The 14,546-nt window shown below is 74.5% G+C and carries 14 protein-coding genes; 4 read left to right on the plus strand and 10 right to left on the minus strand.

Features of this window, described 5'->3' with window-relative positions:
- Nucleotides 1-26: 26 nt before the first annotated feature.
- Nucleotides 27-473, plus strand: a complete 447-nt coding sequence (locus H299_RS0129320; RefSeq protein ID WP_027751339.1) for a cell division protein SepF — start codon at nt 27-29, stop codon at nt 471-473.
- Between the two features lie 63 nt (nt 474-536).
- Here H299_RS0129320 and H299_RS0129325 read toward each other — a convergent pair whose 3' ends face one another.
- A complete protein-coding gene (locus H299_RS0129325; RefSeq protein WP_027751340.1) occupies nt 537-1,727 on the minus strand; it encodes an acyl-CoA dehydrogenase family protein in 1,191 nt (396 codons plus the stop codon).
- A 51-nt stretch (nt 1,728-1,778) separates the two neighbouring features.
- Entirely contained in the window at nt 1,779-3,500 is a 1,722-nt protein-coding gene (locus tag H299_RS0129330; protein WP_027751341.1) for an MFS transporter, read from the minus strand.
- Nucleotides 3,501-4,128: 628 nt separating this feature from the next.
- Between H299_RS0129330 and H299_RS36905 the strand changes: the two genes are divergently transcribed.
- On the plus strand, nt 4,129-5,085 hold the full coding sequence (locus H299_RS36905) for a phosphatase PAP2 family protein (protein ID WP_486587477.1): 957 nt from the start codon (nt 4,129-4,131) through the stop codon (nt 5,083-5,085).
- Between the two features lie 153 nt (nt 5,086-5,238).
- Here the strand turns inward: H299_RS36905 and H299_RS0129340 are convergent, their stop codons facing one another.
- From H299_RS0129340 to H299_RS38755, 4 genes are all read right to left on the minus strand, one after another.
- Nucleotides 5,239-5,454, minus strand: a complete 216-nt coding sequence (locus tag H299_RS0129340; protein ID WP_027751342.1) for an I78 family peptidase inhibitor — start codon at nt 5,452-5,454, stop codon at nt 5,239-5,241.
- Between the two features lie 266 nt (nt 5,455-5,720).
- On the minus strand, nt 5,721-6,734 hold the full coding sequence (locus H299_RS0129345; protein ID WP_027751343.1) for a helix-turn-helix transcriptional regulator: 1,014 nt from the start codon (nt 6,732-6,734) through the stop codon (nt 5,721-5,723).
- An 85-nt stretch (nt 6,735-6,819) separates the two neighbouring features.
- Complete coding sequence (locus H299_RS36910) at nt 6,820-7,731, minus strand: hypothetical protein (RefSeq protein ID WP_037761166.1); 912 nt, start codon at nt 7,729-7,731, stop codon at nt 6,820-6,822.
- A 228-nt stretch (nt 7,732-7,959) separates the two neighbouring features.
- Complete coding sequence (locus tag H299_RS38755) at nt 7,960-8,745, minus strand: LysM peptidoglycan-binding domain-containing protein (RefSeq protein WP_078513136.1); 786 nt, start codon at nt 8,743-8,745, stop codon at nt 7,960-7,962.
- A gap of 240 nt (nt 8,746-8,985) precedes the next feature.
- Between H299_RS38755 and H299_RS0129360 the strand changes: the two genes are divergently transcribed.
- Both H299_RS0129360 and H299_RS40745 read left to right on the plus strand, forming a co-directional pair.
- The gene (locus H299_RS0129360; RefSeq protein WP_027751345.1) at nt 8,986-9,771 is read left to right on the plus strand and encodes a hypothetical protein; all 786 of its coding nucleotides are present in this window, start codon (nt 8,986-8,988) and stop codon (nt 9,769-9,771) included.
- 232 nt (nt 9,772-10,003) lie between these two features.
- Nucleotides 10,004-10,327 (plus strand): hypothetical protein, encoded by a 324-nt coding sequence (locus tag H299_RS40745; protein ID WP_486587478.1) that lies wholly within the window; start codon nt 10,004-10,006, stop codon nt 10,325-10,327.
- A 74-nt stretch (nt 10,328-10,401) separates the two neighbouring features.
- Here the strand turns inward: H299_RS40745 and der are convergent, their stop codons facing one another.
- The 4 genes from der to H299_RS0129385 all read right to left on the minus strand — a co-directional run bounded on the left by der (nt 10,402) and on the right by H299_RS0129385 (nt 14,530).
- Complete coding sequence (gene der, locus H299_RS0129370; RefSeq protein ID WP_027751346.1) at nt 10,402-11,868, minus strand: ribosome biogenesis GTPase Der; 1,467 nt, start codon at nt 11,866-11,868, stop codon at nt 10,402-10,404.
- A 100-nt stretch (nt 11,869-11,968) separates the two neighbouring features.
- On the minus strand, nt 11,969-12,658 hold the full coding sequence (locus H299_RS0129375) for a lysophospholipid acyltransferase family protein (protein WP_078513137.1): 690 nt from the start codon (nt 12,656-12,658) through the stop codon (nt 11,969-11,971).
- The gene (gene cmk, locus H299_RS0129380) at nt 12,616-13,308 is read right to left on the minus strand and encodes a (d)CMP kinase (protein WP_486587479.1); all 693 of its coding nucleotides are present in this window, start codon (nt 13,306-13,308) and stop codon (nt 12,616-12,618) included. Before cmk ends, H299_RS0129375 begins: the two co-directional genes overlap by 43 nt.
- A 133-nt stretch (nt 13,309-13,441) precedes the next feature.
- A complete protein-coding gene (locus tag H299_RS0129385) occupies nt 13,442-14,530 on the minus strand; it encodes a prephenate dehydrogenase (protein WP_027751349.1) in 1,089 nt (362 codons plus the stop codon).
- Nucleotides 14,531-14,546: the final 16 nt, after the last annotated feature.

Here is a 14,546-nt window from a genome sequence, read left to right on the forward strand (position 1 = left end):
CCGCACGCAGAGGAGAGGAGGCGTCCATGGGATCGGTGCGCAAGGCGAGTGCCTGGCTGGGCCTCGTCGACGACAGCGAGATGCGTTACTACGACGACGACTACGCCGAGGGACCGGAGCCCGGCGACGCCGCTCGCGAGCCGTGGGTGACAGACCCGCGAATCCGGGTGACGGCCGAAGCCGCCCAGGGCCAGGGCACCCGGATCGCGACGGTGACCCCGGACGGGTTCCGGGACGCGCGCGGGATCGGGGAGCTGTTCCGGGACGGCGTGCCGGTGATCGTGAACCTCACCGCGATGGAGTCGTCCGACGCCAAGCGGGTCGTGGACTTCGCCGCAGGCCTGACCTTCGGGCTGCACGGCTCCATCGAGCGGGTGGCGACGCGGGTGTTCCTGCTGACCCCGGCCGAGTACAAGATCGTCAACGGTGAGGAGCGCCGCGCCACCCAGGGCGGGTTCTTCAACCAGAGCTGAGTCCCCCCGCGGCCGACGCCGCGCCGCGTACCGCGCGGGGCGGGCGGCGGCCCGCGGGGGTGCTCACCGGAAGGCGTCGAGCCCGGTGAGCGCCTTGCCGAGCACCAGTTGGTGCATCTCCGTCGTGCCCTCGTACGTCAGCACCGACTCCAGGTTGGTGGCGTGCCGCATCACGGGGTACTCCAGGGAGATCCCGTTCGCACCCAGGACGGTGCGCGCCGTGCGGCAGATGGCGATGGCCTCCCGCACGTTGTTCAGCTTGCCGAAGCTCACCTGCTCGGGGCGCAGCCGCCCCGCGTCCATCCGCCGGCCGAGATGGTGCGCGAGCAGGATGCCCTTGTGCAGTTCCACGGCCATGTCGGCGAGCTTGGCCTGGGTGAGCTGGAAGCCGCCGATCGGCCGGTCGAACTGCTCGCGGGTGCGCGCGTAGTCCAGCGCCGCCTCGAAGCTGGCGCGGGCGGCGCCCATGGCTCCCCAGACGATGCCGTAGCGCGCGTGGCTCAGACAGCTGAGCGGGCCGCCCAGGCCCCTGGCCTCCGGCAGCAGGGCGTCGGCGGGCAGCCGTACGTCCTCCAGCACCAGTTCGCTGGTCACCGAGGCGCGCAGGGACCATTTGTGCTTGATCTCCGGGGCGGTGAAGCCCGCGGTGCCGGTCGGCACGGCGAAGCCGCGGATGCCCTCGTCCGTCCGCGCCCAGACGACGGCCACACCGGCCACCGAACCGTTGGTGATCCACATCTTGCGGCCGTTGAGCACCCAGTCGGTGCCGTCCCGCCGAGCGTGGGTGCGCATGCCCGCCGGGTCCGAACCGTGGTCCGGCTCGGTCAGGCCGAAGCAGCCGATGACCTCGCCGGCGGCCATCGGGGGCAGCCACCGGCGCTTCTGCTCCTCGCTGCCGAAGCGGTGGATCGCGTACATGGCCAGCGATCCCTGCACGGAGACCAGCGAGCGGATGCCGGAGTCGGCGGCCTCCAGTTCCAGGCAGGCCAGCCCGTACTGCACGGCGCTCGCGCCCGCGCAGCCGTAACCGGTCAGGGACATGCCCAGGGCGCCCAGGCCGCCCAGCTCGCGGGCCAGTTCGCGCAGGCCGGGCAGCTCGCCGCGCTCGTACCAGTCGGCGATGTGGGGCAGCACGCGGTCGGCGGCCCAGGCGCGCACGGTGTCGCGCACCGCCAGGTCCTCCGGGGCGAGCAGGTCGTCGAGGCCGAGCGGGTCGGCGGGGTCGAAGGGCGGCGGCGCGGGTCTCGCGGACATACGGTCCTCCGGGTGGGCGGGCTGCGGTGCTCGTCGTGGTACGGGGCGACGCTACGGCTGGGAGATCCCGCCGGACAAGACGGAGCCTTGCCGCTGGTCGCCCTGCCGCTGGTCGGGCGCGGCGGCGGCCGTGGGCTGGGCGGGCACCGCCGGCCTGGCCGGCGGCGGCGGACCGGCGGGGCGCGGCGGCACCTGCTCCGCGCGACGGCCGCAGTCCACGGCGCCCGGCAGCCGCAGCGCGGCGACGGCGCCGAGCAGCAGCAGCACCGCACTGACCGCCAGGGTCATGTGCATGCCGTGCACGAACGACTCACGCGCCGCGAGCAGCAGCGCGTCACCAGCGGGTTCCCCGAGGCGGGAGGCCACCCCGTACGCCTCGCCGAGCGAGTGGCTCGCGTCGCCGCTGGCCTCGGCCGGGACGCCGTCGAGGCCGCGTACGCCGGGCGCGTAGGTGGCGTTCATGACGCTGCCGAGCAGCGCGATGCCGATCCCCGCGCCCAGCTGGTACGCGGTCTCGCCGACCGCCGCCGCGCAGCCCGCCTGGTCCGCCGGGGACTCGCTGAGCATCGACTCGTAGCAGCCGAAGAGCGTCGTCTCCAGCCCGAAACCGAGCAGCACGAAGCCGCCGATCAGCAGCACCGGGCGGTCCTCCTGCCCGACACCGGTCAGCAGCAGCACGGCGAAGGCGGTGACCACGAAGCCGAGCGCGACCATCAGGCGCGGCCCCAGCCGGTGGAGCATCCACGACCCGGCGAGCCCGGCCGCCACCGCGGCGACCGAGAGCGGCAGCAGCCGCAGACCGGTCTCCAGCGGGGAGAGGCCCAGCACGAGCTGGAGGTACTGGGCGGCGATCAGGGCGAGCCCGACCAGCGCCAGCACGGTGAGCACGATGCAGCCCACGGCGGTGCCGAAGGCGGGGCGCGCGATGGCCGCCATGTCGATGAGCGGGTACGGGCGGCGGCGCTGGCGCCGTACGAACAGCACCAGCAGCGCGGCACCGGCCGCCAGCGGCAGCAGCGTGTGCACGGAGAACACCTCGCCGGTGCCCGCCGACTTGACCCCGTATATGACGCCGAAGAGGCCGCAGGCGGCCAGCAGGGCGCCCAGCACGTCCCACGGGCCCTCGGCGCCGCTGGTCGACTCGGGCAGCAGCCAGCGGCCCAGCGGCAGGCTCGCGGCCATCAGCGGGAGGTTGATCAGGAAGACGGAACCCCACCAGAAGTGCTCCAGGAGCAGCCCGCCGAAGAGCGGTCCGACGGCGGCGCCGACCGCCGCGACCGCGCTCCAGATCCCGACGGCCAGCGCCCGCTCACGGCGGTCGGGGAAGACCTGGCGCAGTATCGAGAGGGTGGCGGGCATGATCATCGCGCCGCCGACGCCGAGCAGCGCGCGGGCCATGATGAGCATCTCGGGGGTCTGCGCGTACGCGGCGAGCGCCGAGGCGAGCGCGAAGAGGGCGTAGCCGAACAGCAGCACGCGCCGCCGCCCGATCCGGTCCCCCAGCGTGCCGAAGAGGATCAGCAGTGCGGCGCAGACCAGTGGGTAGACGTCGACGATCCAGAGCAGCTGGCTCGAGCCGGGGCGCAGGTCGGCGGAGACCGCGGGGACCGCGACGTGCAGCACGGTGGCGTCGAGAGCGACGAGCAGCAGGCTCGCGCAGAGGACCACCAGGACGGTCCACCGGTTCGCGGGCCCCTCCGCCGGGGACAAGCCGGGTCGCGGCGGGGAGGCGTCCGCCGCCTCCCGGGCACCGGCCGTGGTCGTCCCTGACATGTGCGCACCTCCTCTTGCACCCGCGCCTCACCGTGCCGTGGGGAGAGCCGGGGCGCCCGTGCGCGCCGCCCGGCCCGGCAGGGGGTACGAGTGGGCGTCAGCGTACGCGAGTCCCGGAGGCGTTCGAGTGGCGCGTCTCACCTTCACGGGTGAACGGGCGGCGGAGGGCACCGCCAGGACACCGGCCGGGACAGATGTTCGTATGCTGCTGGTAGGGGCACCCGAGGTCGTGCCAGGTGCGCCGGAGTGCCCGGCGGCGCGCCCCGGAGGGCCGGGAAGCGAGGAGGGAATTCCGCCTTAAGGAGCGGTGAACGAAATCCGTAGTCTGTGCGATAGGCGCCACGCAAAGCGCACCGAAATGCGGAACGGAAGCCCGGCGTATGGGGCTGCTATGCGCGGAGCAGGCCGACCGGTGTCCAGTGTCCGGTCTAAGCATGGGATAAGCGATCCCGATATCCGGGATAAAGCCGCTGAGGCGGCCACTCCACATCACATCGTCATCACAAATACGGTGAGTTGTACGTTGGCCTCTCGGACGCGTTGTAACGTCGATTGGGTGCGTACCGAGCGAATCCTCGCCAGGCTGGAGCAAGAGCCTGAGCGACCGAGCAACCGCGGTGTCCCGCGGATGAGCCGAACCCGGAAGTGGTTGTTCGGCTCGACTGTGGCGCTGTACGCGGTCATCGTCGCCGCCGTGCTGGTGAAGAGCCAGCTGGTGCGGGTGGACTGGCAGGTGATGCTCTTCCGTCCGTACAAGCAGTGGCCCGAGTTCCACGCGTTCCTGGACTACTTCGTGGTGCTCGGCCAGCGCGCACCGACCGCGGTGCTGGTCGCGGCCTGGCTCGGCTGGCGCTCCTGGCGGCAGCGCACCCCCCGGCCGCTGCTGGTACTGGGCACGTCGCTGCTGCTGCTCAACGTCTCCGTCGGCGCCGTCAAGATCGGCCTCGGCCGGCTCGGTCCGCACTACGCCACCGAGGTCGGTTCCGCCGAACTCTTCGCCGGCGGTGACATATTTCCCTCCGGCCACACCGCCAACGCGGTCGTGACCTGGGGCATCCTGGCCTATCTCGCCACCACGCCGCGCGCCCGGCGGCTGCTGTCCGTGGTCGCCGCCTTCTTCGCGCTGGGCGTCGGCGCCACCACGGTCTACCTCGGCACCCACTGGGTGAGCGACGTGCTGCTGGGCTGGGCCGCCGGGCTGGTCATCCTGCTGGGGCTCCCCTGGTGCGAGCCGTCCATCGCCCGCGCCGAGGTGTTCCTCCTCGACCACCGCGAGCGCCTGCGCCGGGCCCTCTCCGGATGGCGCACACCGGCCCCGCTCACCCCGCTGGCCGCCCCGTCCGGCCCGCCGCTGGCCACCCGGAACACCCCGGGCGCGCCCGCGGGCGACGATCCGCAGCCGGGCGAGGACGGCGGCGGTACGGGGGCCGGTCCCGGCACCGGCACCGCCTCCCCCGCCACGGCCCGGGGGCACCACACGCCGCGCCACCCCGTACGCGCCGAGCGGGGCATCGGCAGCCGCCGCCCCGGCGGCGAGCGCGCGGGGCCGCCGCGCACCGCACCGCTGGGCCCGCGCGGAAAGTAGCCGCAGGCGCTCCACCGGGCCCGCCGGGGCGCGCTCGCGGCACCCGGGCCGCGGGGACGGTACGCACACTCCACTCCCCGCGCACCGGCCCCGGCGCCCTTGCTCGGGCGCCGGGGCCACGGCCGCACGGCCCGGGACGGCCTACGGGGAGGCTCAGCCCTTCCAGCAGCGCACCACGGCACCGTCCTGCACGGCGAGGTTGAGCCGCCCGGAGAGGTACTCCATGGTGATGATCGCGTCCGGGGAGAGGGCGCGCACCGTCGTCCAGCCCTGTTCCCGGGCCCGCTGCTCCGCGGCGCCGGCGGGGAGGCCGACATAGCTGTCGAGGTCGTCCGGGGGGAAGTCGGAGTCTGCGGAATCGGGTGCCATGGCAGTCACCGTACGGCCTGGAGCCGGGCACCCGGAAGTCCTGGCCGTATCGGCGCCGCGTCACACTTCTGTCACAGCACCCGGTCCCTCTTCCGGGTTATGAACTCCACGGCCGACGTCTTTTGTGCTCGTCCTATTACGTGCGGAGAATCCGGCGCACCGGCCTGCCGGGGGCAATTGACAGGCGGTGGAATTCCGTCCCCGCGGACACCCGCGGGTATTGCACACGGCGATTCGGTCCCGGCGGCGAGGGCCGCCCGGCCCGGTCATTGCGGCTGCGGCACGCTCCTGGAACCGCCCGCCCCGGGGCGCGGCTGGTCGCCCAGCGCGCGGGAGAGCCGGTCCCGTACGGCGCGGATGTGCTCCGTCAGCGCGGCTGGCTCCCGCACCTCGAAGTCGAGGCCGAGCATCACCAGATGGATCGCCATGGCGTCGAGTCCGTGCGCGCCCGTACGCAGCAGGCAGCTGTGCTCGTCGACGGTCTCCAGCGTCCCCGCGGTGAGCGGCACCCGCTCCGCCGCCCGTTCGATGGGGGCGTGCAGCAGGACCGTGGCCTGCTCCGGGTACACCCGCATGGACACCCCCTCGGAGACCCACGCCGCCAGGTCCTCGGCGGGCGGCGGGCGCGGGGTGAAGCGCGGGCCGTGCGGGGGCCGGAGGGTGATGCGGTCGGCCCGGAAGGTACGCCAGTCCGCACGGTCCACGTCCCAGGCCACCAGGTACCACCTGTGCGTGGTGCTCACGAGCCGGTGGGGCTCGGCGGTGCGGCGCGTCGTGCCGCCGCCGTACGAGAGGTACTCGAAACGCAGCCGCTCGTGGTCCCGGCAGGCGTGCGCCAGCACGGAGATGGTCTCCGCGTCGGCGGCGGGGCCGGTGCGCCCGCGGGTCATCGGCACCGTGTAGGCGTTGAGCGCGCCGACCCGGCGGCGCAGCCGGTGGGGCAGCACCTGCTCCAGCTTGGCGAGGGCCTGGGCGGAAGCCTCCTCGATGCCCCGCACTCCGTTGCCGCTCGCCGCGCCGCGCAGGCCGACGACGACGGCCACAGCCTCCTCGTCGTCCAGCAGGAGGGGCGGCAGCTCGGCGCCCGCGCCCAGCCGGTAGCCGCCCGCGGTGCCGGTGGTCGAGTGGACCGGGTACCCGAGGTTGCGCAGGCGGTCGACGTCGCGGCGCACGGTGCGCGGGGTGACGCCGAGCCGCTCCGAGAGGTCGCTCCCCGACCACTCGCGGTGTGCCTGGAGCAGCGAGAGCAGGCGCAGCAGACGTGCCGAGGTCTCCAACATCCTCCGAGTCTGCCACCCACTGCGGACGGCTTCGGTCCGCAATACCCGGCGGAACCTCGGACGCCGGGCAGGGCAGCGGGGCAGCTCAGCCGCCGGCCGCCGCCACCGTCACCGCCAGGTCGTTGTCAGGCGTGTAGTAGGGCGTGGCGGTGCCGTCCGGGATCGGGCACGGCGGATAGCTGACCGTGTGGCGCTTGTCCGGGGCGTCGTCGAGAATGCGGGCGACGCGTACGGGACGGTCCACCTGCTCGGCGCCGCTCTCGCGGTCGGCGCTCCCCGAGGGGTGCAGCCACAGGTCCCACTCCCCCGCCCCCGCCCGGGACAGTTCGGCCAGGGGCAGCGCGCAGTGGAAGCTGTCGCCCTCCTCCGTACCCGGGCGGGCGCCGGACGGAGCGGCCGCGGGCGCGTACACCGGCGTGCGGTCCGGCTGCCGCGGTCGGGCCTCCAGCGCGGCACCGCCCGCCAGCACCGCCCCGTACAGCTGCCCGCGCACGGTCAGGCAGCCGTCCCCGGTGCTCAGCGCGGTCACCTCGGCGTGCGGCCAGCGCAGCCAGGCGCGGACGGCGAGGCCGCCGTGCCGGGTGGTGTAGGGGACGCGGACGCCCAGCCAGCTGCGGTGGGTACCGGGCACCCGTTCGACGAGCGGGCCCAGATCGCTGGCCCCCGGGCGCAACCGCTGCGGCAGGCCGTCACCCAGCGCCACGTACGCGTCCCAGCGCCCCTCGGTGAGCGTCATGGTGCTGGGCAGCGCGGCGCGCAGCCTGCCCTGGCCGAAGGGGAACAGCGGCAGCCGTACGGCGCCCTCGTCCTCCTGCGCGCCAGTCGCTCCGCCGGGGCCGTCGCCGCGCCGGTGGAGCAGCAGCGCGGCGTCCCAGCGCTCCTTGCCGTCGGGCAGCGCGAGGTCGAAGGTGAGCCCGCCCGCGGAGTCCGCGGTGCAGTCGGCGCGCGGACCCGAGGGCGCGGGTGCCGCTGTGCCGGGTCTCTTCCGTCCGCTCATCTCCGGCGCCCCGTGCCCGCCCGGAAACGGAGGAGACGAACCGGGCGGGCCGGGCGGAATCGTGGTGAGTTACGCATTTTCCCCAGGTTTCACGGAGCCTCGCGTCCAGTTCCCACTGCACGCCTGACACCCGGGTAGACCCCGTTCACCAGGCCGGGGTTGGCCTCTTTCACCAGCTTGTACTGGAATGGTTCTGACATTGTGAGCGGATGGGGGGAACCCGGGCGATCACTTCGCCGTCGCGGGGGCGGCGTCCGCCGGGACGGTCAGCTCCGTGCCGATCTGGAGCCGCCGCGGGTCCTGGGGCACCACGTCCCGGTTGGTGTCGCGCAGCGCCTGCCAGCCGCCGGGGACGCCGTACCGCTGTGCGATCTCGTACAGCGTGTCCCCCTCCCGTACGACGTGGGTGCGGCTCGCGCCGGACTCCGGGGCGGCGGGGGCTGCCGGGGGGCTCTGCGGCGCCTGGGGGGCTGCGGGCTCCGGGCTCTGGCGGACCTGCGGGCTCTCCTGACCCTGCTGGCCCTGCTGGCCCTGCTGGCTCGCCGGGCCTCCCGGAGCGCTCTCGGCGGGCGGGGTCTCCTGGCCGCCGCCCGCGCCCTCCCGGCCGGTGAGCCCGTAGCGCGCCGAGCACACCGGCCAGGCACCCCAGCCCTGTGCGGCCAGCACCTGGTCGGCGATCTCGATCTGCTGCTCGGGGGTGGCCAGGTCGGCGCGGGCGGCGAACTCCTGCCCGCCGTACGCCTCCCAGGTCGGCTGCCAGAACTGGAGCCCGCCGTAGTAGCCGTTCCCGGTGTTGGCGTCCCAGTCACCGCTGCTCTCGCACTGGGCCACACAGCCCCAGGGCCAGCCGTGCTCCGCACAGGCGTGCGGCTGGGCAGGCCCCGAGCCGGGTCTCAGGCCGGGTCCGGAGCCGGCTCCGGCCCCGGTGTTGGTATCGGAGGAAGTGGCGTTGGCCGGGACGACGGGTAGCAGCGCGGCGGCCACAGCGGCCACGACGACGACTCCGGCACGCATACGAACACACATCTGCGACATCGGCACACGCTAGGCACACCCCACCCCGCAATCCGGCCAACCGCGCCGCGCGCGCCGCCGGTGCCCACCCGGTCGGCACAGGGGCGCGCACCGCGCGGCGCCGATTCCGGGCCCCGTACGCGTGACCGCGAACGCCTCCACCCGTTAGGCCCTGCACAGAATCCCGACACCGCACCGGCGTCCGGCACCACCGAACGCGCAAGAAGCCAGGAGTCCCCCGTGCCCCCCATGCTCGACGTCAGCAACGACGTACGCGCCGAGATCGGCGACGCAGAAGCCGCCCGGCTGCTCGCCGGGGAGAACGCCCCGGGCAGCTACGACTGCACGTCGTGCCGCACCCCCGGCGACACCGCGAGCGAGCGCACCAGCACGGTGCTCTTCCTGGGAGAGGAGACCGCGGTGCTCGCCTTCGCGCACGCCACCTGCATTCCCTCGCAGGTGGTGCCGGTCTCCGAGGAGCAGCTCCAGGGCGCTGTCCGCACGATCACCGGCGACCAGGAGCAGTCCGCCGCGCCCGGCGCCGCGCCCCGCCAGGCCGTGCTCGGGGTGACCTGCGGCCAGGTGCTGATCGACGGCACGCTGCACCCGGCCGTCGTCGTCGAGCCGAACGGCCCGATCGCGCGCCCCGGCTCGCACGGACCGGGGGACGACTTCCTGCCGCTGCTGATCGAGCAGGGCTTCCGCCCCGTCTTCGACCTCGAGCAGGCGCCCGAGCTGATCGAGGGCTGGTCCGTGCTGATGGCCATGGGCCAGCTGCACGGCATCCTCCAGCCGTCGGCGCACGGCGGCGGCCAGCCCACCTCGTGGTGGCAGGCGCACCAGCCGCTGTCGGTCACCGACGGCTGGCGGGTCGCGGCGAACAAGAACCACACCGTCCTCGTCTACGCCGCCCCGGCGGGCTCCATCGGGCAGCAGCCCCGCGAGGACCTGCTGCGGGAGGCGCTGGAGCGGGCCGCCGCCAGCGGCTCGCTGGTGGCGGTGGCGATGCCGCTCGCCGGGACCTGAGCGCCCGCGCGTACCAGGGCACACGCACACTCCGGGCCGCGCGAGGGGCGCGCCCGGCCCGGAGGACGGCCCGGACATCCGTCCGCAGGGCTACCCGCACCGGCGATTTCCTGGCGAACAGGTCATTCGCCGCCCGGCACCGCATCCGCCGGGCGGCGAAGTCGTTTGACCTGTCGTGCAGCCCTACGAACCCTCCCGCGCCCGGCACCACCGGCACGTCCAGGTGCCCGGCATGAGGCCGCCCTACAGCGGCCAGGCCGGCAGTCCGCCGTACTCCCCGCCGTACGCGCCCGCGTACCCGCCGCCGTACGCCTCGGCCCACGCCTCGGCCCACGCCTCCAGCACGCCGATCTACGACAGCCTCTACGCCGAGTACCAGCGGCTCTTCCGGGCGCTGCCCGGTGACCGCTCCGGCGAGGAGGAGCTGCGGTTCGAGCGGTTCAGCACCGTCCACGGCACCGGCACCGGGACCTGGGGCGCCCTGGCCCGGCGGCGCGGCGGCCCGCTGCCCGCGCTGCCACCCGCCCCGCGCGACGGCAACCGCTACGGCGGGTGACGGGCCGGGCGGGCGCTCCGGCACCGCCTCCCCGGCCCGCGGGCCGGGGTGCGGCGCGGTCGCCACCCGCTCGGCTACTTCTTCTTCCCGCGCTTCTCCCGCACCCGCACCGACAGGTGGAGGGGCGTGCCCTCGAAGCCGAACTCCTCGCGCAGCCGCCGTTCGATGAACCTCCGGTAGCCCGCCTCCAGGAAGCCGGAGGCGAACAGCACGAAGCGCGGCGGCTTCGTCCCGGCCTGGGTGCCGAAGAGGATGCGCGGCTGCTTGCCGCCGCGCACCGGGTGCGGGTTCGAGGCCACGATCTCGCCGAGGAAGGCGTTCAGCCGCCCCGTCGGCACCCGGGTCTGCCAGCCCTCCAGCGCCGTCTCGATGGCCGGTACCAGCTTCTCCATGTGCCGTCCCGTGCGCGCCGAGACGTTGACCCGCGGCGCCCACTGGACCTGCACCAGGTCCCGCTCGATCTCGCGCTCCAGGTAGTAGCGGCGCTCCTCGTCGAGGGTGTCCCACTTGTTGTAGGCCAGCACGAGCGCCCGCCCCGCGTCCACGGCCATGCTGATGATCCGCAGGTCCTGCACGCTGATCGACTCGCTGACGTCCACCAGGACGACCGCGACCTCCGCCTTCTCCAGCGCGGCGGCGGTGCGCAGCGAGGCGTAGTAGTCGGCGCCCTCCTGGAGGTGCACGCGGCGCCGGATGCCCGCCGTGTCCACGAACTTCCAGGTCTTCCCGCCCAGTTCGATCAGTTCGTCGACCGGGTCGCGGGTGGTGCCGGCCACGTCGTGGACGACGACCCGGTCCTCCCCCGCCACCTTGTTCAGCAGGGAGGACTTGCCGACGTTGGGACGGCCGATCAGCGCGACGCGGCGCGGGCCGCCGAGGGCCTCGCCGAAGGTCTGGGCGGGCGCGTCGGGCAGCACGCGCAGCACCTCGTCCAGCATGTCCCCGGTGCCGCGCCCGTGCAGCGCCGACACCGGCTGGGGCTCGCCCAGGCCCAGCGACCACAGGTACGCGGCGTCCGCCTCGCCGGAGGGCCCGTCCACCTTGTTGGCGCACAGGACGACCGGCTTGCCCGCCCGGCGCAGCAGTTTGACCACGGCCTCGTCGGTGTCGGTGGCGCCGACCGTGGCGTCCACCACGAAGACGACCGCGTCGGCGGCCTCGATCGCGAACTCCGCCTGCGCGGCGACCGAGGCGTCGATGCCCAGGACGTCCTGCTCCCAGCCGCCGGTGTCGACGAGCTTGAAGCGGCGGCCCGCCCACTCCGCCTCGTAGGTCACCCGGTCGCGGGTGACCCCCGGCCGGTCCTCGACGACGGCCTCGCGGCGCCCGATGATGCGGTTCACCAGAGTCGACTTGCCGACGTTGGGGCGGCCGATGACGGCGAGCACCGGCAGCGGCCCGTGCCCGGCCTCGCCGAGCGCGCCCTCCACCTCGGCCGCGTCGAAGCCCTCTTCCGCGGCTAGCTCCATGAACTCCGTGTACTCGGCGTCGCCGAGCTCACCGTGCTCGTGGCCGTCGCCGGACTGGATCTGGTCGTTCATGAAGTCTCGTCCTCGTTCGCTGTTCACGTCTGTTCGCGGATGGCCGGTCCCGCGGCCGGTCCGACAAGGCTGGTCGGGCAGGGCCTGCGGGCAAGCCGGTTCAGCGGCCGGTGAGCTGCCTGGCCTCGGCCAGGTGCCCGGTCAGCCGCTCCTGGATGCGCGCGGTCGCGGCGTCCAGGGTCCTGCGCGTACGGAGCCCGCTGCCGTCCCCCGCGGTGAAGGCGTCACCGAAGACGACGTCGACACGGGCGCGGAACCTCGGCAGCCCACCGGCGACCCGGCTCGGCCGCTCCTTGCTGCCCAGCACCGCCACCGGCACGACGGGCGCTCCCGACCGTAGTGCGAAATACGCCAGCCCGCCGCGCAGCTCGGCGAAGTCGCCCCCGCCCCGGGTGCCCTCCGGGAAGATCCCCAGCACACCCCCGCCCGCGAGGACCGCCAGCGCGCGCCCGACCGCGGCGCGGTCCGCCCGGGAGCGGTCCACCTCCAGCTGGCCGATCGCGCGCAGGAAGGGGTCGAGCGGACCGGTGAAGGCCTCCTGCTTGACCAGGAAGTGCACCGGCCGCGGTGCCGTGCCCAGCACCATCGGGCCGTCCACGGCGTGCGAGTGGTTCACCGCGAGGATCGCCGCACCGTGCGAGGGCACCCGCCAGGCCCCGAGCACCCGGGGCCGCCACAGGCCGTGCACCACGCCGATACCGATCCGGCGCCCGGTGGCGGCACCGCGCGCGCTGGGGGCCCTTTCGCTCACCTGGCCAGCTGCTTCTCTTCGACGAGGGTCACCACGCACTCGATGACCTGCTCCAAGGTCAGCTGCGTGGTGTCCACCTCGACGGCGTCGTCCGCCTTCTTCAGCGGGGAGGTCTTCCGGCTGGAGTCGGCGGTGTCCCGGCGCAGCAGCGCGTCCCGCGTCGCCGAGAGGTCCGCGGCGTCCTTGCCGCCCAGCTCCCCGCTGCGCCGGGCCGCCCGCGCCTCGGGCGAGGCGGTGAGGAAGACCTTGAGGTCGGCGTCCGGCAGGACCGTCGTCCCGATGTCCCGGCCCTCGACCACTATGCCGTGGTGCGCCTGGGCCGCGATGCCGCGCTGCAGCTCGGTGATGCGGGCGCGGACCTCGGGCACGGCGCTGACGGCGCTGACCGCCGCGGTGACCTCCTGGGTGCGGATGGGCCCGGCCGCGTCGGCGCCGTCGGCGGTGATGGTGGGCTCGGCCGGGTCCGTGCCGGAGGCGATCACGGGCTTGCCGGCGGCGGCGGCGACGGCGGCCGCGTCCCGTACGTCGACGCCGTTGCTCAGCATCCACCAGGTGATCGCCCGGTACTGCGCCCCCGTGTCGAGGTAGCTCAGCCCCAGCGCCGAGGCCACGGCCCGCGAGGTGCTGGACTTGCCCGTGCCGGAGGGGCCGTCGATGGCGACGATGACGGGGACCGGGGCGGTTTGCACGGTGGCGGACACCTTTCTCGAAACACGGGAGTACGGGCCGACGGGCCCCGCACAAGGTTACCGGCTGCGCGGGCGCCCCCGGCGCCCCGGTGGCCCGCCGTACCGGCGGCGGCGCGGGGCGGCGCCGGCGCCGTCACTGCGGGCGCATCGCCCAGCCGCGCTCCCGCAGGGCGGCGGTCAGCGCGGGTACCGCGCTCGGCTCCACCATCAGCTGGACGTGACCGGCCTGCTGGCCGGTCGCGTGCTCGATGCGCACGTCCTCGATGTTGACGCCCGCCGCTCCGGCGTCCGCGAAGATCCGGGTCAGCTCGCCGGGACGGTCGCTGATGAGCACCGCCACCGTCTCGTAGGCGGCCGGGGCCTGGCCGTGCTTGCCCGGCACCCGGGCGCGGCCCGCGTTGCCGCGCCGCAGCACGTCCTCGATACCGAGCACCCCGGTGCCGCGCTTCTCCTCGTCCGCGGACTCCAGCGCGCGCAGCGACCGTACGGCCGCGTCCAGGTCGTCCGCCAGCGCCGCCAGGACGTCGGCCACCGGGCCCGGGTTGGCGGCGAGGATCTCGACCCACATGGCGGGGTCGGAGGCGGCGATGCGGGTCACGTCGCGCATGCCGGCGCCGCACAGGCGTACCGCGGTCTCGTCGGCCGACTCCAGCCGGGCCGCCACCATGCTGGAGAGGAGCTGCGGGGTGTGCGAGACGAGCGCGACGGCGCGGTCGTGCGCGTCGGCGTCCATCATCACCGGCACCGCCCGGCACAGCGCGACCAGCTCCAGCGCGAGGTTGAGGACCTCGGTGTCCGTCTCGGGGGTGGGCGTGAGCACCCACGGACGCCCCTCGAACAGGTCCGCCGTCGCCGCCAGCGGACCGGACTTCTCCCGCCCGGACATGGGGTGCGTGCCCAGGTAGCTGCTCAGGTCGCCCCCGGCGGCGCGCAGCTCACGGCGCGGGCCGCCCTTGACGCTGCCGACGTCGAGGTAGCCGCGCGCCAGGCCGCGGCGCTGCGCGTCGGCCACCGTCTCGGCGATGTAGGCGGGCGGCACGGCCAGTACCGCCAGGTCGACGGGCCCCTGGGGCGCGTCCGCCGTGCCCGCGCCCAGGGCGGCGGCCGTACGGGCGTGCTCCGGATCGCGGTCGCTCAGGTGCACGCGGACGCCGCGCGAGGCGAGCGCGAGGGCGGCGGAGGTGCCGATCAGACCGGTGCCGATGACGAGTGCGGTGCGCATGGTTGCTGGGCCGTTT

The organism is Streptomyces sp. CNH287, from assembly GCF_000424825.1.

Excerpts from the sequence above, each read along its gene's own strand:
- H299_RS0129320 (WP_027751339.1), top strand. The coding sequence starts at position 27 with ATGGGATCGGTGCGCAAGGCGAGTGCCTGGCTGGGCCTCGTCGACGAC.
- H299_RS0129325 (WP_027751340.1), bottom strand. The coding sequence starts at position 1,727 with ATGTCCGCGAGACCCGCGCCGCCGCCCTTCGACCCCGCCGACCCGCTC.
- H299_RS0129330 (WP_027751341.1), bottom strand. The coding sequence starts at position 3,500 with ATGTCAGGGACGACCACGGCCGGTGCCCGGGAGGCGGCGGACGCCTCC.
- H299_RS36905 (WP_486587477.1), top strand. The coding sequence starts at position 4,129 with ATGAGCCGAACCCGGAAGTGGTTGTTCGGCTCGACTGTGGCGCTGTAC.
- H299_RS0129340 (WP_027751342.1), bottom strand. The coding sequence starts at position 5,454 with ATGGCACCCGATTCCGCAGACTCCGACTTCCCCCCGGACGACCTCGAC.
- H299_RS0129345 (WP_027751343.1), bottom strand. The coding sequence starts at position 6,734 with ATGTTGGAGACCTCGGCACGTCTGCTGCGCCTGCTCTCGCTGCTCCAG.
- H299_RS36910 (WP_037761166.1), bottom strand. The coding sequence starts at position 7,731 with ATGAGCGGACGGAAGAGACCCGGCACAGCGGCACCCGCGCCCTCGGGT.
- H299_RS38755 (WP_078513136.1), bottom strand. The coding sequence starts at position 8,745 with ATGCGTGCCGGAGTCGTCGTCGTGGCCGCTGTGGCCGCCGCGCTGCTA.
- H299_RS40745 (WP_486587478.1), top strand. The coding sequence starts at position 10,004 with ATGAGGCCGCCCTACAGCGGCCAGGCCGGCAGTCCGCCGTACTCCCCG.
- der (WP_027751346.1), bottom strand. The coding sequence starts at position 11,868 with ATGAACGACCAGATCCAGTCCGGCGACGGCCACGAGCACGGTGAGCTC.
- H299_RS0129385 (WP_027751349.1), bottom strand. The coding sequence starts at position 14,530 with ATGCGCACCGCACTCGTCATCGGCACCGGTCTGATCGGCACCTCCGCC.